The organism is Rubritalea spongiae, from assembly GCF_042652385.1.
GTDB classification, from domain to species: domain Bacteria; phylum Verrucomicrobiota; class Verrucomicrobiia; order Verrucomicrobiales; family Akkermansiaceae; genus Rubritalea; species Rubritalea spongiae.
In genome coordinates, this window is record NZ_JBHSJM010000001.1 from 1,585,899 (window position 1) to 1,606,058 (window position 20,160).

The 20,160-nt window shown below is 47.9% G+C and carries 12 protein-coding genes; 10 read left to right on the top strand and 2 right to left on the bottom strand.

What is annotated here, in order from left to right:
• Positions 1-62 precede the first annotated feature (62 nt).
• Together ACFPK9_RS07285 and ACFPK9_RS07290 are read left to right on the top strand one after the other, a co-directional pair.
• Positions 63-653 carry an RNA polymerase sigma factor gene (locus tag ACFPK9_RS07285; RefSeq protein ID WP_377094178.1) on the top strand — a complete coding sequence of 197 codons (591 nt, stop codon included), beginning with the start codon at positions 63-65 and terminating at the stop codon, positions 651-653.
• The gene (locus ACFPK9_RS07290; protein WP_377094179.1) at positions 653-2,689 is read left to right on the top strand and encodes a serine/threonine protein kinase; all 2,037 of its coding nucleotides are present in this window, start codon (positions 653-655) and stop codon (positions 2,687-2,689) included. The genes ACFPK9_RS07285 and ACFPK9_RS07290 overlap by 1 nt, the downstream gene beginning before the upstream one ends.
• A gap of 823 nt (positions 2,690-3,512) precedes the next feature.
• Here the strand turns inward: ACFPK9_RS07290 and ACFPK9_RS07295 are convergent.
• Positions 3,513-6,881, bottom strand: a complete 3,369-nt coding sequence (locus ACFPK9_RS07295; RefSeq protein WP_377094180.1) for a hypothetical protein — start codon at positions 6,879-6,881, stop codon at positions 3,513-3,515.
• 204 nt (positions 6,882-7,085) lie between these two features.
• The gene (locus ACFPK9_RS07300; RefSeq protein ID WP_377094181.1) at positions 7,086-7,895 is read right to left on the bottom strand and encodes a PEP-CTERM sorting domain-containing protein; all 810 of its coding nucleotides are present in this window, start codon (positions 7,893-7,895) and stop codon (positions 7,086-7,088) included.
• A gap of 245 nt (positions 7,896-8,140) precedes the next feature.
• Between ACFPK9_RS07300 and ACFPK9_RS07305 the strand changes: the two genes are divergently transcribed.
• The 8 genes from ACFPK9_RS07305 to ACFPK9_RS07340 all read left to right on the top strand — a co-directional run bounded on the left by ACFPK9_RS07305 (position 8,141) and on the right by ACFPK9_RS07340 (position 20,152).
• Positions 8,141-9,526, top strand: coding sequence for a sulfatase family protein (locus ACFPK9_RS07305; protein WP_377094182.1), 1,386 nt, complete (start codon positions 8,141-8,143; stop codon positions 9,524-9,526).
• Positions 9,527-9,567: 41 nt separating this feature from the next.
• Positions 9,568-10,995, top strand: a complete 1,428-nt coding sequence (locus ACFPK9_RS07310) for a sulfatase family protein (RefSeq protein ID WP_377094183.1) — start codon at positions 9,568-9,570, stop codon at positions 10,993-10,995.
• Positions 10,992-12,428, top strand: a complete 1,437-nt coding sequence (locus tag ACFPK9_RS07315) for a sulfatase family protein (RefSeq protein ID WP_377094184.1) — start codon at positions 10,992-10,994, stop codon at positions 12,426-12,428. Before ACFPK9_RS07310 ends, ACFPK9_RS07315 begins: the two co-directional genes overlap by 4 nt.
• Before the next feature lie 160 nt (positions 12,429-12,588).
• Positions 12,589-14,064 (top strand): sulfatase family protein, encoded by a 1,476-nt coding sequence (locus tag ACFPK9_RS07320; protein WP_377094185.1) that lies wholly within the window; start codon positions 12,589-12,591, stop codon positions 14,062-14,064.
• A gap of 133 nt (positions 14,065-14,197) precedes the next feature.
• Positions 14,198-15,571, top strand: a complete 1,374-nt coding sequence (locus tag ACFPK9_RS07325) for a sulfatase family protein (protein ID WP_377094186.1) — start codon at positions 14,198-14,200, stop codon at positions 15,569-15,571.
• A gap of 146 nt (positions 15,572-15,717) precedes the next feature.
• Complete coding sequence (locus tag ACFPK9_RS07330) at positions 15,718-17,148, top strand: sulfatase family protein (RefSeq protein WP_377094188.1); 1,431 nt, start codon at positions 15,718-15,720, stop codon at positions 17,146-17,148.
• 22 nt (positions 17,149-17,170) lie between these two features.
• Complete coding sequence (locus ACFPK9_RS07335; protein WP_377094190.1) at positions 17,171-18,754, top strand: sulfatase family protein; 1,584 nt, start codon at positions 17,171-17,173, stop codon at positions 18,752-18,754.
• Positions 18,755-18,766: 12 nt separating this feature from the next.
• Complete coding sequence (locus ACFPK9_RS07340; RefSeq protein ID WP_377094191.1) at positions 18,767-20,152, top strand: sulfatase family protein; 1,386 nt, start codon at positions 18,767-18,769, stop codon at positions 20,150-20,152.
• Positions 20,153-20,160: the final 8 nt, after the last annotated feature.

The following is a 20,160-nucleotide window of genomic DNA, read 5'->3' on the forward strand; positions in this document are numbered from 1 at the left end:
CACGCAGGCTTTACCCCCCATTTTTCTATTGAAGCCTCAAGAAGATCTATTAGCCTTCAGACTTGGCTACATCCCTCGATACTCGGCATACTCTTATCGCTCGCGCAATCGATCTCAATGATCAGACTGCTTGGAAAGAATTAGTCGATCACTACCAACGCTTCATTCCATACGTGCTGCGAGGAATGAACGTTCCACCTGACAATATTGACGACTTAACCCAACAAGTCCTCATCCGTCTGTCACAAAACATCCAGCATTATAATCGCGACCGCGCACGCTTCCGGACCTGGCTCAGTAGTATCATCCGCAACCTCGCCATTGATTTCTTTAACAAGGAAAATCGTAACCTCGCTACACCAAACCAAGAAGATGGTTCAATACTCGTAGACGACCAAGCTGGCTCAACAGAATTTGATCAACTTGTTGAGCGTGAATGGCAAAACTTCATCTCTCGTTCAGCTATGGAAAAAGTGCGTGAAACCTTCCAAGGAAAAGCTGTAGAGGTTTTTGAAATGATGTTTGATGGAGCCTCTGCAGATACAGTTGCCCAAAAAACAGGACTCACCGTCTCCACGGTCTACACGCTCAATAAACGCGTCAAACAGCGCCTATTCATCGAAATCCGCTCACTCATTGACTCTCTAGAATAATGGCTAGTACGCAATCCAAGGGTAAAGACGACCACCATGACCAACGCCTACTAGAGATCTATCATCAGGCGCGTTCACTTGATGCTTCTGGCCTCGAAGCTCTTTGTCCTAGCTACACCGAACTCAAAGCGAACACAGAAAGGTACACCCAATTCTCCTTGTTAGGTAAAGGCGGGCTCAAAGAAGTCTACAAATGCTTCGACACAAAAATCCAGCGCTGGGTCGCTCTCGCTCGCCTTCGTCCAGACAGAGGTGCTGATTACTATGAGCTCTTTATTCACGAAGTCCGACTCATCGCCTCGCTTAATCACCCCAATATCATCAAAGTATACGAACTAGGGATCGATGATGACCAGCGACCATTCTTTGTAATGGATTTGAAAGGCAGCAACACCTTAGCAGATGTCGCCAAACAAAGAAGTCGCTCCGATCTTCTACACATTTTCTCAAAAATCTGTGACGCCATTGCCTATGCCCACGCTCAGGGAGTCCTCCATCTCGATATCAAACCTGAAAACATCCAATGTGACAACTTCGGTGAAGTTCTCGTCTGCGACTGGGGCTTAGGAAAAATTTGGAACCCAAACGATACCCACATGGAGGAAATGCAGCTCCTCACCGAAGTTCTTTCTACCGAATCAGTCGAAACAAGAAAGCGAGGAACTCCCGGCTACATCGCCCCCGAAAAATTACGTGCTGAACCAAATATCGACGCCCAAGCTGATATCTATTCCTTAGGCTGCTTGCTCCATTACCTACTTGTCGATGAACCTCCACTCCAAGGCTCCGAGAAAGACATCTTACAACAGATTAACACTTCCACTCAGAGGTCTATGCGCGCACGCTACCCACAGAGTAACCTCCCAGAAAGCCTCGACGCTATTGTTATCAAAGCCACAGCAGTATGTCGCCAAAACCGCTATGGCACAGTTGCTGCACTCCAAGCAGATCTACAAAAATATTTAAACGGCTTTGCCACCCGTGCCGAACGCCCGAGCCTCTGGCGTCTCCTCTCGCTCTTTGTCAAACGCCACCCCTTACCCATCGGTGTCTTTCTCGCAGCAGCTTTGACCCTTAGCGCTATCAGCCATTTCTATAAGAAACATCTCGCAGAAAAAGATCGTATCGCAATAGCCGAATTTGAGCGGGCACAACGCTTAGACAACAAAGTTGACGCCCTAGGGAATGAACTAGAACGCTCAAAACAAGACATCGCCAACGAGATTGCGCAGACATCCGGATTCGTTAAGCAAATGGCCATTTTCCAGCGTCCCGTAGAAGCGATCAAACAGACACGGATATTAACCAATATCGCTCTTGAAATCGATCCACAAAGTGAATGGGGAATTCTAGAATCCATCAAACTCGACTGCTTACAACTGAACTTTAAACAAGCAATCCAACGTGCATCCGATGCAGGCACGAGCATCACCAATCAAAAGTCCTTAGACACCACCGCCCGCGAATTTCCCGACTTCGATTACAATCAAGAAAAGCGCCCGTCACTCGATACACTAACGCAATTCTTGATGCATATCATGGAAAAGAGCTATAACATGCCGAATTATTTCGAACGCGTTATTTCCTATGACCACGCCTGTAGAACAGAGCTAGATGGATACGATGAGGTGCTAAAAACCTTCCTTCAACTCGTCAATAAACAGGCGACCATAGAGCGCTTTGAGTACTCTCAAAAAACTCTAACACTCGACCTTAAAATCACTGGAAGCAAAATCATGCTCTGTACTGGCTCTAGGATCCAAAATGCTTCTAAAGAAAGTTACCTACGCTTTCTCCCAATCAACCACCTCAAACTAGAATGTATTGGTCGACTCAAATTAAAAGATATTGAAGGGCTCCCCATCAAGTCTCTCGATATCAGCAAGTGCACAAAAGCTGTTTTCAATGGATCTATTCGCCTTCCTCATCTCACTGAAATCCGCATTACTAAAGGACAACACCCAGAAGGCTTTTTACAACGTAGAATTCACTCAAACGAGGAGCTTAGCGTAGTGATCTTACCCGCTAAACTGTAACCATCACGACACCCAAAGCCACCAGACTTTTCACAATACTTCGTGAACTTCGACACCCCGCATCTCCCCAAAAAACAGCTCTCTCCAAGTCCTTCCATCTATCGCCTTGCCGCATAAAAGCATCAAAACGACAACGGTAAACAGTAATAGCTCAAACGCGACCTCACACCTCGTTCATCGATAAATGTAACATACCGGGTTTTATGGTTGGACCGCCAAATGTTCCTAGCGAACTTAGCCATTTTTTTCTCTCCATTCACCTCCACAAGCTTATCCAACTTCAGCTGAATACTCTCGAGGTGCTCACCTGGCTTTTCCACTAAAACGGAGCTCTTCGGTTTTAAAACAAACTCTTCCCTCTTCAAACTCCCTTTAATAGATACGTTAGAAAAGTTAGCGAACAAAAAGTCACCATTTCCAAACACCTCACTATTAGCAGAAATTTTCTCTACACGAATTGGCAATAACTTATTGTCTGGGTCCGAGAATACTATCAAAGCTAAGAATTTATCGGTTTTCTTCAATTTGACTTGAGGCAGCTTTGCTAACAACTCTGGTTTCAGTGGGAAATTCACATCACGAGGCGCGAAGTACAATACTCTCCCCCCCTCTTTGAATGTATATGTTTCCGAAAATTGTTTATCAGGTAAGCCCACAGTAGTTATTTTACTCGATCCTTGCGAAAAAACACTCACTTCAGTAGGTGCTGACTCTGGAGGTTTGTGGAAAAAGAACTTCACCTGAACCTTAGCTTCAAGCTGCGCTGAGACAGCAACGCAGACAAAAACCAATAAACAAAAGAGTCGTAAAATAGAGATGTGCATTAGATTTCCTTTTCGTTAAGCCATCTGAAAGAAATGATCTTATATTTTCTCCCATACTTGGCATTTTCCTCTGATTGAAGATCTGCTTTTTTGGTGATTTTAGAATCAGCTGCAGAATCGACGTACTCGGGTGAGCGAACAACAAGTGCCTCACACCACGCCTTTGCCACTATATTGCCAGAGCTGTCCTTACTATCACCATAGGCGCGAATCGTAAACGTATCATCTCTAGCCGTCATCACTGGCATCATGTGGCGCAGTACATCTGCCTGTCTCGCCCATCCAGGCATTCCATACGCTGCACTTCCCTGCGCTGCTTCTTGATATTGATAACCCACGTCCCCATTGGCTGAAGCAAGTATTTCATTTCCTTCATCATCCACCACTTCTTGTTTGATAAATCCGTAAGGATTCTTGCTGTCATCTGCGGGCAATTCTGAAAGCGCTATCAGAGCGCTCTCTACCGCACCAGCTAAGGACTTCTCTCCAGCCGTCGTTAACTGCCTATTGAAAAATTCTGACATCGAGAGGAAAGGCCCTCGCTCACGTACCTCCGCAACAATCTCAGTAGCCAGAGCCTCCGCCTGTTCCTCCGTTAGCACGAAGGTTTCGGTAATGGCGACCCCCATTCCCGCTCCCACGCCTTGCTCACCTGTAATCTGAGTTCTTGGGATAGGCACTTGCTCAGTATAAGGACTGAGATTATCGATTTTCCACGAAGCTTGGCTTGCTGAATCTATTGTAATATAAGGAACACTGGCATCCTTATTGGCCAAGAGTAGCGCTTTCCAAGCCTTCACCGAAGTCGAGTTAATGTTGAAAGCTCCTTCTACTGTAAGCTCCGATGCGATACTCTGCCACGCCTTCGCTCGTTCTAAATGTTCTTGAGCTGCTTCTTCTCCATCACCGTAAGTCTGAGCAGGTAGGTAAAATGCATTCTCAAGTGGCTCACCTTCCAAATGCTTCTGATACACATTCACGTACGTCTCTTCAATAAGAACACCAAAGTCATTCATTGGCTGTGAAATTGACGAAATAAACCAGTCATCCATCAACAAATGATTTGAAAGATAGCTATGATCCAAAGCCGTGCTATGAACAACTTGGTCGGCTGCTACATGTGGAACTGCATTACTGTTGCCAATCGCATTATGCACATAAGGAGGGTTCGGGTTATTAAAAGCCTGATCAAAGTGCTGTAAATCTCCCATCGACAATAATGGACCTATAGGAAGCTCGTTAGTTACAAAATGACTCAGTCCATTCTCGGCCGTAGGTGACGGACCAATATAAGCCACGGTATCTGCTTTGGCTTCAGGATCAAACGCCGCAGTGTGGTCAAATGCGGCAAGCGTCGTATCATTGATTCCCGTATGAGAAAAAACTCTCCATTCATACGAACTCAAATCCATATAGGATGAATTAGTCGATGTGCCTGTGACAATTGGTTTATTGAAGAGAAAACCTTTAGTCTTCACCGCAGATTCGTAAAAATTCTTTAAACTTAAACGCAGCGATAAAAACGGTGAATGAGCTCCCTCTACATTTGGGTCACTCATCGTCTTACTCGGATTTAGGTTCTCTGGTAATGGGATCTTTAATTCTAATTGCTCGGCTGGACATTGCACAGTCTGGGAAGACCCTTGATACCCTTTGGAATTACGTACAACATGCTCAGGGATAGTAGAACTAAGCTTCCCCCCTTTATGCTCCCAGTCTGCTGACATGGAAGTACTTCCAGGAAATGTTCCTAAGTTTTTCTCAACGACGTTCGATAAAGTCTGAGAAATCCCACCCACGCCATCGTAACCAGCTGTGATTGTAGGATTCTCTGCGGCATTATGTTGTGCGAAAACTCGTGTCTCACCAGGTTTTACAATCGTATCCGAACTACTTTTCCAATTGAGCGAATACCTATATTTATCATCATTACGATTTTTCTTTGAAAACAATTTATTAGTCTGCACCTCGTACTCGCTACCTCCCACTTCCATCGTTATTTTCACAGGAAATAAGTTCTTAGCATCCACCCAATTCGCCCTATTTGAAGCTCCACTGAAAGTAACCGCTACGTTATAGGGGTTCCAGTACGTGTAGGTCGGCAAAAAATGAATATAAGGAGTGTAGTTATTACCACTCTTACGAGATGAGTAGCTCAAGGTGAAATTCTGGCTCGCCGTAACCGGTGAAATTGTTACATAATCATCATTATTAGTACTATTATACCGATGTTCATAGTAAGGAGTTGCTGAAGTCGAATCTAGTTTCAACGACTTATAGAGATTTAAATAATCTGCGATCGCATTCCAGCTCATGCTAGTACTCGCATCATTCGCAAAGGGATATAGCGCCGCACTAGCACCATTATTAGCCATCAAAAGATATGCTCTATGCTCCTGCTCTGGGCTCAGAGAAAATACCTCAACAGGCTCATCAAGAGGTATTTTCCCTGCTTCCTGTAACTCTGAAAAAAGAGAAAGATCACGTTTCCAGCCACCATTCGCCACGTTAGTCAAAAGACCTCTACTTGAGGTCGACACATCATAAAAATACTCACCAGAAATCCCAGCTGAATTCGCACTAGTATTCTCCGTCAAATTAAGCGTTTGGCGGCTAAATAGAGAATCTAACTGCTCTAGCTGTTCAATACCCAATTCCTCTGGATCAATGTCAGGATTTGAGGATAAGTTTTGTGTCCATTCAAATGCTGATTCAGGCTCATCTTCTGGCATTTTGACCAAGGCCTTCTGGTTCTCGCCATGAACCCACCATGCATAGGATCCATGACTTCTTCCGCCATTTCCCTGAATGTCGACAGGATTCAGCGAAACCAACAAACTTTCCTCCGCTGCATCCCCCAAAGAACCACGCCCCACCATCGGAACTGTTCCTGTCAATATTTCCGGAGTGACTAATACATCCTCAGTATCTGATCCTGATACTAGCCACTTTATAAAACGCCCTGAACTAGGACTCCCCTTTTCATAGTTTTCATTCTTAATATCATAAATCGACATTCCATCCGCTGTCTGCGCTCGCGGCATCCCAGTGACAGGATCGTGATCTATTCCCTCCCATGAACGCCACACTCCTAGCAATTGACGAGGATTTGATTCCACCACTACATCCGCCGTCGCTGTAATCCTAGTATCAACTCCTGTCGCCTTTTGCAGCTCCGCAATGGCCAAATTTAAAGCCATCCTGGCATTCGCTCTAGCCTCCATCTGGGGAACCTGCAAATCGACACTGCGCGTAGTCAAAGCTGAAAGTGAAAGAACACCTAGTGCAATTAACACCAATAACGACAACACTGAAATTGTAGCAATCAGTGCAAATCCTTTGCTCGGAGTGTGTGAGGTTCTATTCATGTTTCTTTATCAAAAATCACATTTCAGTAATGACAATATAACTACATTTCCAATTTAGCTTTGAAAAAAGCCCATCCAACTGAAATCGAGATGGGCTCTTGAGTAATGGGGTAAAGGCTTCTTCATATGTTGGCCGCAAAATGAGCCCCTGCGGCATAGAGCCTGGTTTACTCGTGACGGATCACACCCCATCCACCATAACCATTACTTACGGCGACGGAGAATGAGCGCAAGACCACCAAGACCAAGAAGTACCGTAGAAGATGGTTCTGGAACTGCAGTAACTTCGACATCAAAGTCTAAAAGGCGTGCACCCCAAGCTGCGCCACTGTTATTATTATTCATGAGACCTGCAGTAATAAACAATTCGCTTTCTGCAGGAGCAATCGCGGTAGAGTAGTTATTATTGAATTCGACTTCTTTGAGGCCAGAACCAACCCCAAAAATACCAATATGACTATGGCCTGCTGTTTCATTCAATTGCACCGCAGTAAATCCTGCGAATGAGGCTTCATATCCAGAAATATCGAGCGACATACTTTCGATACTAAAAATAAGCGTCTCACCTGTAGCCATATTTGAACCTACCCCAAATGAATTATCCCCGCCATCAGCGACAACACCTACACTAGTTGCATCTCCATCAAGGGTCACCGAACCAGCGGAGCCAATAGAAGTACCTCCACCTGATGCTGTGAGCTGAGTGTTCGAGTAAGTGTTTCCGGACATAGCCGCTACCTTAAGGTTCACGGTTAACGTGTCGTTCCCACCACCGTCGAAATCCATTCCAGTATAGGTAATCGCAAAGTGATATTCATTTACTGCGTCGCCTCCTGAACCGACATCTACAGTACTACGACTGATGCTTAAATTAGTTCCGACTCCATCACCAGCATTAAGCAAGTTACCAGTAGTATCTGCTGTATTGGTTAAATCGACAAAGCTGACCGTTGCGGCTGGCGCTACGGCTACAGGAAAGAGACTGAATGCAAGTAGTAATGTTTTGTTTTTCATAGATGGTTTTCGGGGAATCATTTATATGTCTGAGAACCCGTATCAAAGATCATGACAGAGAGCCCTACTATGAGCTAATACCTCTAGAAAAAAAACATTGGGACAGATGCATCTTATTTTTCTAAAAAAAAAATAGAAAAAGGCCGCTCACGCCATCACGTGATCAATCACGTCAACAAATGACTCAAATTGCGAAATTGAAGTACTTAGAAGATAAAAACATCTCCCGCCAAAGTATACACAGTATGAGCAACTCTCTTCTGAAAAATTTTGACCTTCATAAATGCATCCTTTCCGCCATTGGACTCACTACAGCGGTCATGCAGCCTATTCACGCAGCACAAAAGCCCAATGTGATTGTGATCTACACCGATGACCTCGGCTATGGAGATGTCGGGTGCTATGGAGCCGAAGGCTATGAAACCCCTCATCTCGATCAAATGGCAAAAGAAGGTATGCGTTTCACCGACTTCTCGACCTCAAGCTCGATTTGTACTCCATCGCGCGCCGGTCTATTAACTGGTCGTTACGCAAAACGCTGGGGGCACAATGGCAAAGTCTATTTCCCCGACAGCAAAGACGGAATGCCCCCTTCGGAAATCACTATCGCTGAAATGCTAAAACCACAGGGCTATCAAACAGCTCTCGTCGGTAAATGGCACCTCGGCCATCAACCACAATACCTACCTACTGCACAGGGATTCGATTATTATTTCGGCATACCCTATAGCAACGACATGTGGCAAGCTCCTGAAATCCCTCTCGCTAAGAACGTAATATTCAACGATGGCCTCACCCGGGACGACTATCTCGACCCGAAACAAGCAACTGCGAAATTCCGCAATCGCGTCCCATTGATGCAACGCACCGAAGTCATCGAATGGCCAGTCGACCAGACGCAGCTCACCCGCCGCTACACTGAAGAGGCCTTAGCTTTCATTCGAGAAAATGAAAATGGCCCCTTCTTCCTCTATTTCGCCCACGCCATGCCGCACATTCCTCTATATGCTTCCGAACCATTTAAAGGCTCCAGCGAGCGCGGTCTATTTGGCGACGTGATTCAAGAAATTGATTGGTCCGTAGGTCAGATTCTTAGCTTTTTAAATGAGCGTGGACTCGCTGAAAACACTCTCGTAGTATTCACTTCGGACAATGGGCCGTGGCTCCAGAAAAAGACAGAAGCAGGAAGCGCAGATCCATTGCGAAACGGGAAATTTAGTGACTATGAAGGAGGCTGCCGAGTTCCTTGCATCGCTTGGCAACCAGGCTTCATTCCTACCAACCAAGTGTGTAACGTCAATACTTCCACTCTAGATATACTACCTACCATCGCCTCTCTCAGTGGCGCTGAATTACCAAAAAATCGCGTACTCGACGGTTTAGACATCACCCCCGTTCTTAAAGGCGATTTCGGAAACGCCCCTAAACGCGATTACCAACTCTATCGCTCAAAAAATGCCATCCGAGTCGGTGATTGGAAATACCTTAAAACCAAAAATAAAATAGAACTCTACAACCTAGCATCAGACACGAGCGAGCAGCAAAATCTAGCTGACAACTATCCAGAAAAAGTATCCTCCCTCGCCAAGAAGCTCGCTGAAGTAAATGCAAAAATGCGACGCTCTCAATAGAATATGAGCACAAATTCTCGAGTGAATCTGAAATATCAGCAATGAAAAAGTCATTCCTCATCAGAACCTTATACCTATTATCGACGTTTATTGGCATGCTTGCTCATGCCGGCAAACCCAACGTCGTCTTGATCATGGCTGACGACCTCGGCTGGGAAACCATTAGCAGCTACGGCGCTGAGGATTACAAGACCCCGAACATCGATCGCCTCGCTGCGGATGGCATCCGTTTTGAACATTGTTATTCAACCCCGATTTGTACGCCGTCTCGCGTCATGATCATGACCGGAAAATACAATTTCCGCAATTACACCCACTTTGGTTATCTCAACCCGAAGGAAAAAACCTTTGCGCAGCTGATGCAACAAGCTGGCTATAAAACCGCAATTGCAGGGAAATGGCAACTCAATGGGCTTTATGACAAAAAGACTTTTGCTGACCATAGAGACAACAGTCGTCCCCACCAGCTAGGCTTCGACGAGTATTGCCTGTGGCAACTGACCACTCCCGTGAACAAGAAAGGGCCGAATATGACAGAACGCTTCTGGAGCTCACCGCTGGAACACAATGGCAAGCTCCTTACCGTCGCAGAGAATGCTGGAAAATACGGCCCAGACATGATGTCGGATTTTGTATGTGACTTCATTCAACGTCATAAAGACCAGCCCTTCTTTGTCTATTATCCCACACTATTACCTCATGACCCTTTTGTCCCAACTCCAGACACCATTGGAGACGCCCCGCGCACACAGACAACCAACCTAGAACCTAAAAGTGACGAAGCGAAAAAAAGAAATTTCGTCGCCATGGTTGAATACCTAGACAAGATCGTAGGAAAGATTGTCAAACAACTCGATGAAGTAGGCCAGTTAGAAAACACCTTGATACTTTTCACTGCAGACAATGGCACGAGCCCTAAGATTCATTCAAAATGGAATGGCCGAGAGATCCAAGGGGGCAAGGGCGCTATGAAGGATAATGGTACACATGTGCCTCTCGTCGCTTACTGGAAGGGCAAGTCTATGCAGGGTGAGCTTTGCTCTGACCTTGTGGACTTCACAGATGTCTACCCGACACTCGCAGAATTAGCTGGAGTGCCCCTGAATGACACTGACCCTCATGACGGACAGAGCTTTCTTCCACAAATATTAGGAAAGCCGACAACTCCACGCCGCTACGCCCTATGCCATTACCAACCTTACTGGGGAGCCAGTAAAAATGCTGGAGCCTTTGTCCGCACAGACCGCTTCAAGCTCTATGCCGATGGACGGTTCTATGACATCTCCAAGGATCTCGACGAAAAGAACAATCTCGCTGGAGCAATACGCGGTGACATGGCAATCACTATACACCAGCATCTTCAAAAACTCATTCAACAACTCCCTCCCGTCCCTAAAGGTGGAAAAAAAAGTACGGAACGACCAACTCACCCTAACTGGCCAATTTTAAAAACCACACAAAACCAATGAATACCTACTTCTGCTTCACCTACCTACTAGCTTTGACATTAAGCTATGTGTTGTCTGATACAGCTTTCGCCGCAAAAGAAAGTATCTCAAATAAACCGAATTATATTATTCTGTTAGCGGACGACATCAGCGCATCAAGCCTCGGTTGTTACGGTAGTGAGAACCCTCACACTTCTCCAAATATCGATAAACTAGCGAAAGAAAGCATGCGCTTCACCAATATGTTTGTCACAGAGGCTGTTTGTGGCCCTGCGAGAGCAGAACTCTATACAGGCCTTCAACCCTATCGAAATGGAGTGATGCAAAACCACAAGGCGACAAAGACTGGCACATTGAGCGTAGTCCACTATCTCGAAAAACTTGGCTATCGCGTGGGCTTAACGGGGAAAACCCATTTTAGTCCTAAATCAGTATACCCCTTTGAGATAGTCAAAGGCTTTCCAAAAAATTGTAATGCTCGGGAGACACCTGGGGAAAGCTGGGAAGGCGTCGAAGAATTTATTTCACGTGACCCCGAGCAACCATTTTGTCTCTTCATCTGCTCTATTCATGCCCATTCACCTTGGGACGCTGGCGACACCTCACTATGGAAGCTGGAGGACTTAAAACTCCCCCCTCACATGGCAGACACTCCCAGAACCCGCGAGCTCTTCCGTGAATATTTAGCAGAAATCCGACTCTTCGATACCCAAGTCGGCAAAACCCAAGAACTGCTAGAAAAGAACAATCTCAACGACTCCACAGCTCTCATCGTACTCGATGAAAATGGCGCCGGTATGCCAGGTGGAAAATGGACCAACTACGACTGGGGCGTTCGTTCTGCCTGCCTCATCAAATGGCCAGGCAAACCCAAACCCATAACCACCCATGCCATTGCCCAATACTGCGACATCCTTCCTACCCTCATCGAAGCCGCAGGTGGCTCACCGTCCGAAAACCTCGACGGAAAAAGCCTCCTCCCATTACTCACAGGGCAAACTCAGAAACACCGCGACAAGGCCTTTTTTACTTACAATAGTGGCCCTGAAGGCCCAGCCTTTGTCTCCCGCGGCGTCACCGATGGACGCTTTAAAATGATGTGGAACATGACGCCAGAAAACCTCTTCGCCGTGAGAACTATCAATGGCTTCGACTTCGGGTATGTCGATAAAATGGAAGACCGCCACGTCCGCCAAATGTACCAAAGCTGGCTCGAACAAGACGATGCAAAATCAAGAGCTGCTGTACAACGCTTCCGCAAGCAACCCGAATTCCAGCTCTACGACCTCTCCAAGGATCCATGGGAAATGAATAATCTCGCCGAGAACCCCGAATACACCCCACAACTTGAGGAACTAAAATCCGCCATCAGCACTTGGATGCAACAACAAGGTGACAATGGCCAAGCAAGCAAACAACGCCCAAAATCGCACACCAGCAAAAAGAAACAATAACTACAACGCGATTCCCACACACATTTCAAGCAGATGTAGCCCAGCGAGACGTAGCTAGATTCTTGTTGATTAAATAGCTGTTTTGTTACGGGAAACACATAATCAAAAAAACAGAGCCTAGTGTCCTGTTCTCCCCTCTGATCCTGTATATAACTATACTATGGGATCTCGACGACACACATTACTGGCCGCGGTAGCTGCCTTACTCTCGACTCTAAGCTTCACCTCAGCCACACCCAAGCAACCAAACGTAATCTTCATCTTGATGGATGATATGGGCTATAGCGATGTGAGTTGCTATGGGGCAACGAAAGTCCAGACACCCAACATCGACCGCATGGCTGAAGAAGGGCTCAAGTTCACCGACTTCCACACGGGCGCATCCATTTGTTCACCTTCCCGCGCGGCCTTCCTCACTGGCTCCTACCCACAGCGCAATGGCCTGTACATGGGGATCAACCCGAAGCGCGAGGCACATTGGTTTCTCGGCCTCAATCCAGACGAAGTCACCATTGCCGAGCAATTTAAGAAAAAAGGCTACACCACCGCCATGGTCGGCAAGTGGCACCTCGGCATGCAGGAGAAGTTTCTCTACTGGCATCAAGGCTTCGACCATTACTATGGCGCTCCAGAGAACATGGGTCATAGCCAGGTTTTCTTAGACGGTCGCGACGTCGTGTACCAGCAAACCCCACTCGACAAGCTCAACACCCTCTACACCGAACGCATGGTAAAGCACATCCACGATTTCAAGGACCAGCCCTTCTTTATCTACTTCGCACATAACTACCCACACACACCCTACAAAGTTGGCAAAAAATTCAAAGGCTCCTCCAAAGATGGCGTCCGTGGAGACATCATCCAAGAAGCCGACTGGGGCATTGGTCAGATCCTCAAGGCACTTGATGAAACTGGCATCCTTGAAAACACCCTCGTCATTTTCACCTCTGACAATGGACCGACCTCGCGCAAGTACTCTCAGCCCTATAGCGGCACCAAGTACACAACTTTAGAAGGCGGACACCGCGTGCCCTTCATTTTGTATTGGAAAGGAACCATTCAGCCAGCAGTCACCGACGTCCCAGCTATCGCCATGGACCTCTTCCCTACTCTCAGTGTAATGATCGGTGAGCCCCTCCCGAGCGATCGAAAATACGATGGCGTCAGCCTGACTCCCGTGTTCAACGGCGGCGATATCGCGCGCTCCAAGGACGCACCATTTTATTACTATAACTGCGAAAACTTGCAGGCGGTGCGCGTCGGCGATTGGAAAATGTACCTCCCGCGCACCAAGGAACAAATGCCATGGTGGGACCTCAAGGCCGGCAAATCCAAACCGCTCACTCAGCCGACACTCTACAACATCAAAACCGACGTCGCGGAAAAGCACGACGTCGCAGCCCAGCACCCAGAGCGCGTCGCGGAAATGACGAAACTCGCCCAAGCCACTCGCGAGAAGCTCGGTGAGTTCGGTGAGCGCGGCTCAGAACAACGCCCGACCGGCACTCTCTTCCCAGAAGTCCCCATCCTCAGCAATCAAGACCAAGATTGGGACAAACTCACGGACGCAGAAAAAGGACGTGGCAAGAGCGAATTCAAAGGCGCTCACTCAAGCAAATCTAAAAAGAAAAAATAAAAAGACCACGCCCCAGCACTATAGGAATAGCTATATACGAATGTGGAGAATCAACAGACACACATGCTTCCTCCTAGCGTATATCTTACTGAAGACTGCCCACTGATTGCAGCGAACAAAACCGTCTATCATCATGAAAATCTTAACTCACGTATGCCTCAGCCTAGCTCTTCTCAGCGGTTCTATCTGTGTCGCAGAGGAAGCGAAGCCAAACTTCATCGTCATCCTCACCGATGATCAAGGTTACCAAGATCTTGGCTGCTACGGTTCCCCTAACATCAGGACGCCACGTATCGACCAAATGGCAAAGGAAGGCATGAAGTTCACCAACTTCTACGCTCAGACCGTCTGTGGCCCAGCGCGTGCAGCCCTGCTCACCGGCTCCTACCCTATGCGAGTGGCAAGAGCCGCGCACGACGATGGACTCATGCCCCACCCAGCGATGGCGCTCAGTGAAATCACCATTCCAGAGATGCTCAAGCCACTGGGCTATAAGACCGGCATGGCGGGAAAATGGGACCTATCAGGCAGAAGAGCTAAAGGAATTTTAACCTTCAGACTCAACCTCGGCCCCATCCACCAAGGCTTCGACACCGCTTTTTGGGGAGAAACAAGTTCCTGTACACCCGTCAGAGATGGCGACACCACCGTCCTCAAAAACCCCAACCGCCCATCGCCAACGGAACTCTTCACCAACAAGGCCATTGAGTTCCTCGAACAACATAAAGACGACCCATTTTTCTTCTATTTGGCACACCCGATGCCACACACTCCGCTCGTCACTACCAAGCAGTTTAAAGGAAAATCAGCAGCAGGCCTCTACGGCGACGTGATCGAGGAACTCGATTTCCACACCGGACGACTCCTCGATAAAGTCAAAGAGCTCGGCCTCGATGACAACACCTACATCATTTTTAGCAGCGACAACGGCCCATGGTGGGTCAAACAACCACACGCAGGAAGTGCGGAACCACTCCGCAGTGCAAAAACCAGCACCTACGAAGGAGGACTGCGAGTGCCCTTCATCATTCGCGCTCCAGGCAAGGTTCCCGCTGGCACCACATCTGACCTCCTCTGCGCCCAACTCGATTTAATGCCAACGATCGCCACACTCACAGGAGCGAAACTCCCTAAAGATAGAGTCATTGATGGCGTGGACATTTCTGGCGTCATGGCAGGAGAACAAACAGAGCTCGATCGCTCGTTCTTCTACTACCAGCACCAGTCGCTGCGCGCAGTGCGCAAAGGAGATTGGAAACTACACCTACCTCACACCAAACTCGACAAGACGAAAGAGGGAAAAACTTGGCAAATCCATGTTCCTAAAAAAGACCGTCCTTACATCGAAGAAGTGACACTCTACAACCTCAAAGAAGACATCGGCGAAACCACCAATGTCGCCAAGCAGCACCCAGAAAAAGTCGCCGAGCTGATGAAGTTGCTCGACTACGCCAAAGAAGACATCGGCTACCACGATGTCATCGGCGAAAATGCACGCAGAAAGTAAGCGTCAACATCTCAGCAATGGAAACTCTGCCGCTCCGACATCTACTGGAGTGGCTCCAGAGCCAAATGGCTCGGACACAAAACCCCTATCATAAAAGAGTCGCCCGCTAAAAAAGCGAAAAAACCTCACTGTAATTCCCAACCAGTATGAAAATCCTTACCTTGTTATCAGCTCTCGCTCTTTCACTCATCGCAAGTGCTGCCAAGCAACCTAATTTCATCGTCATCTTTACCGATGACCAAGGCTATGGCGACCTCGCTTGCTTTGGTGGAACTAGCCTCAGCACCCCGCACATCGACCAAATGGCTAAAGAAGGAGCGCGGCTCACCAGCTTTTACGTCGCCGCTCCAGTCTGTACTCCATCGCGTGCTTCGCTCATGACGGGCTGCTACCCTCAGCGCATTGACATGGGAACTGGTTCCAAATTCCCCGTGCTTCTCGCTGGAGATGCCAAAGGTCTCAACCCTGAAGAAAGAACCATCGCTGAAGTCTTAAAGTCTGCAGGCTATAAAACCGCAATGTTTGGTAAATGGCACCTCGGAGACCAACCCGAGTTCCTCCCCACACGCCAAGGCTTCGATGAGTTTTTTGGCATCCCATACAGCCACGACATCCATCCATTCCACCCCAGTCAAAAAAAATTTAAATTCCCGCCATTACCATTGTTAGAAGGAGAAAAGGTCATCGAGTTAGACCCAGACGCAGACTATCTCACCAAAAGGTTCACCGATCGTGCTGTCGAATTTATTGAAAAAAATAAAGACGAACCCTTCTTTCTCTACCTGCCACACCCACTCCCACACGTTCCTCTCCATGCCTCCCCCCCATTCCTTCAAGACACTCCTAAGAAGCTCACCGAGGCTTTAAGCAAAGAAAAAGGAATCGATTACAAACTTCGGGAAAAACTCTTTAAAGAATGCATCGCCGAAATCGATTGGTCCGTGGGACAAATCCTCGACACACTGAAAGCTCAAGGAATCGATGACAACACACTGGTTATCTTTAGCTCCGACAATGGCGCTGGCCGCTACGCGACAAACCCATCCACTCACAACCATTCAGGCCCATTGACAGGCATGAAAGGGAGCACCTTCGAAGGTGGTATGCGCGTTCCTACTGTCATCCGCTGGCCCGGAACGATTCCCGCCGGCAAGGACAATGACGCACTAATGACTACTATGGATCTACTCCCCACCTTTGCCCACCTAGCAGGTGCTTCAGTCCCTCAAGATCGCGTGATCGATGGCCTCGACGTGTCCTCCGTACTCATCCAACACACGGAAAGCCCCCATAAAGTATTCTTCTATCATAAGGTCAATGACCTCCAAGCGGTTCGCTCTGGGAAGTGGAAACTCCATGTCCCCACCAAAAGCCGTAATAAGAAAGGCAAAGAAACCATATCCAAACCAGCCTTGTATAACCTAGAAACAGATATTGGTGAAACGCAAAACCTCATCGATCAACACCCTGAGATAGCCCAACGTTTGAAAAATTATATCACTGAATTTCAAACTGAACTCGCCACAAATAGCCGCCCCGCAGCCACGGTCAAGAATCCAAAAATCCTTACCAAATAATTACCTTTCATCTTCTCTATCCATGCACCTCATCAAACCATTCAAGATAGCCGCCACAGCAGCCTCACTCACGCTCGCCCCCGCTCTCGCTGCGAGCGAAACCCTTCCTAACATCGTACTCATCTTCGCCGATGACCTCGGCTACGGTGACCTCGGATGCTATGGAGCGACTAAGGTACAGACTCCAAATATCGATAAGCTCGCTGCTGAAGGACGCCGATTCACCGACGCGCACTCAGCCTCCGCCGTCTGTACCCCTTCACGCTACGGCCTCGTCACTGGCGAATACCCCATGCGTGCCGGACTCTGGGGGCCATGCCATCCAACCAGCAAATTACTCATCGATACGGAGCAATTGACCATCGCAGACGTTCTAAAGAACAAGGGCTACGAAACATCCGTGTTCGGCAAATGGCACCTAGGCTTTGGTGAAAAAGAAGCGGACTATTCCAAACCTTTGCGCCCCGGCCCGCAGGATCTCGGCTTTGATTACTACTTTGGTGTCCCTGTTGTGAATAGCGCTCCGCCATACGTTTATGTAGAAAATGACAAAATCGTGGGAATGACGCCCGATGACCCGATCGTCTACTTAGGAAAAGGGAACAAGGGAGTGACACCCATTACTCCACTGGAAAAAAAGCATGGCGGCCGTGTCTCTAACTGGTTCGGTGGGGCTACCGAAGCCCATAAACTCTATAACGACTTCACTGTGGGCACGACACTCACAGAAAAAGCGACACAGTGGATCAAGGACCGCGACGACGCTCATCCGTTTTTCCTCTATTTTGCCGCGACCAATATCCACCATCCCTTCACCCCAGCCCCACGCTTCCAAGGCACCAGCCAAGCGGGACTCTACGGTGACTTCATCCACGAGCTCGACTGGATCGTTGGCGAAGTGGTGAAAACGCTCGAAGAAAAAGGAATTGCCGACAACACCTTGATTCTTTTTACCAGCGACAACGGTGGCATGTTCAACGAGGGCGGCCAAGATGCCTTCAAGCACGGACACAAGCAAAACGGTGACTTGCTCGGGTTCAAGTTTGGCGTTTGGGAAGGCGGCCACCGCGTGCCTTTGATTGCAAAATGGCCAGGAAAAATCGAGCCGGGCACTACCTCCTCACAGGTCATTAGCAGCGTCGACTTCCTCGCTACTTTCGCGGCCATTACCGGCCAGGAAATCCCTGCTGACAAAATCGCTGACAGTCAAAACGTCCTTTCAGCATTCGTGGATAACCCAAGCGCGCCAGTACGTGACCACCTCATCCTCTCCCCAAGATCTTCAAAGCATCTTTCATTGAGAAAAGGAAAATGGATGTACATCCCAGCTAGAAGCAGTGGCGGCTTTACCGGCAATAAACCAGGCCACCATGGTTTCTCTGGCCCAGCGGCGGCATCGTTCATTGGCAACAAAAACAGCGACATCGAAAAAGGAAAAATTAAAAAAGAGGCGCCACCAGCTCAACTGTACGATCTTGAGGCAGATGTAAATCAGACGCAGAATGTGATCAAAGAGCACCCTGAAGTCGCCAAACAGATGCAAGAAATACTGAAAGGCTACAGAGCGGAGATGAAGCCTGAAGCGCCAAAAGGTAAGAAAAAATAATACCACTTCGCGATGACAACTTTATTCAAACGAGCACTGCGATCATTGGCTCTTCTCAGCTTTACCGGCATTTCTCCGCTCTCTCAAGCCGCTGAGAAGCCAAATATTGTTGTCATCTTTGCCGATGACTTGGGATACGGCGATCTCGCATCGTACGGAGCAAACTATCCAACACCAGCACTCGACTCACTGGCTCAAGAAGGGTTTCGCTCCACCGATATGATCTCGGCCGCGAATGTCTGTACGCCTTCGCGTGTGGCGCTGCTTACGGGTCGTTACCCCATGCGCGCAGGTCTTCCTACCTACCGTGATCCGAAAAAAACCAGAACCTATGGCTTAAACCCAGAGGAAATCACGATTGCTGAATTACTGAAAAAGGCAGATTACTCTACTTTTGCTATAGGGAAGTGGCACCTCGGTTTTGAAATGGAAGGAGCGCACCCGATGGATGTGGGCTTCGATACCTACTTTGGCCTGCCCTACAATTATTCTACAAAACACGAACCTTGGAACATGGCTCTGTTCCGTGATCGTGAAATGATTGAGAAGAAAATTAAATTCCCAGTCGTCACCACGCGTTACAATGAAGAGGTAGTAAAATTCATCGAGCAGCAACCGAAGGAGAAACCCTTCTTCATCTACATGGCACACCAGATCGCGCACTCCCCCGTCCTGCCGAGCAAGCCCTTCCAAGGAGCATCAAAGAAAGGCAAGTACGGAGACTTTGTGACGGAGTTAGATCACAGTGTTGGTGTGGTGTTAGAAGCTTTGAAGACAAATGGTTTCGACGCGAATACTCTCGTCGTCTTTCTCGCAGACAATGGCCAAGCGAAAGTGGGCTCAGCGGGTCCCTTGGCTGGTAGCAAGTACACCACCATGGAAGGTGGACACCGCGTTCCAGCCATTTTCCGTTGGAAAGGAACCATTCCTGCCGGCCAAGTGTCAGACACCACACTTTCTAACATGGATCTCCTTCCCTTATTCTGTGACCTCGCCGGAGTCCAGTTGCCATCGGACAGAACGATCGACGGGAAAAACATTAAAGACATTCTGCTGGGACACTCAATAGAATCACCCCACGCATACCTGTATTATTACAATGGCCAAAACCTTCAGGCTATACGCAAAGGCAAGTGGAAGCTCCACCTTCCTCGTACGGTCGAAGACCAACCCTATTGGGGGAAGGTAAGCAGAAAGCGTAGTTTTGTGACTCTCACCGAGCCCTTTCTTGTGGATTTAGAATCTGATATTGCCGAGAAAGTAAACGTGGCAGCAGAGAACCCAGAACTGGTGGATGCATTGATGCAGCAAGCCGATCGCATGCGTGCAGAACTTGGTGATGTGAATGAAAAAGGCCGTGACCAGAGAGATTATTGGGCACCAGACATCGCAAACTAAAATACTTT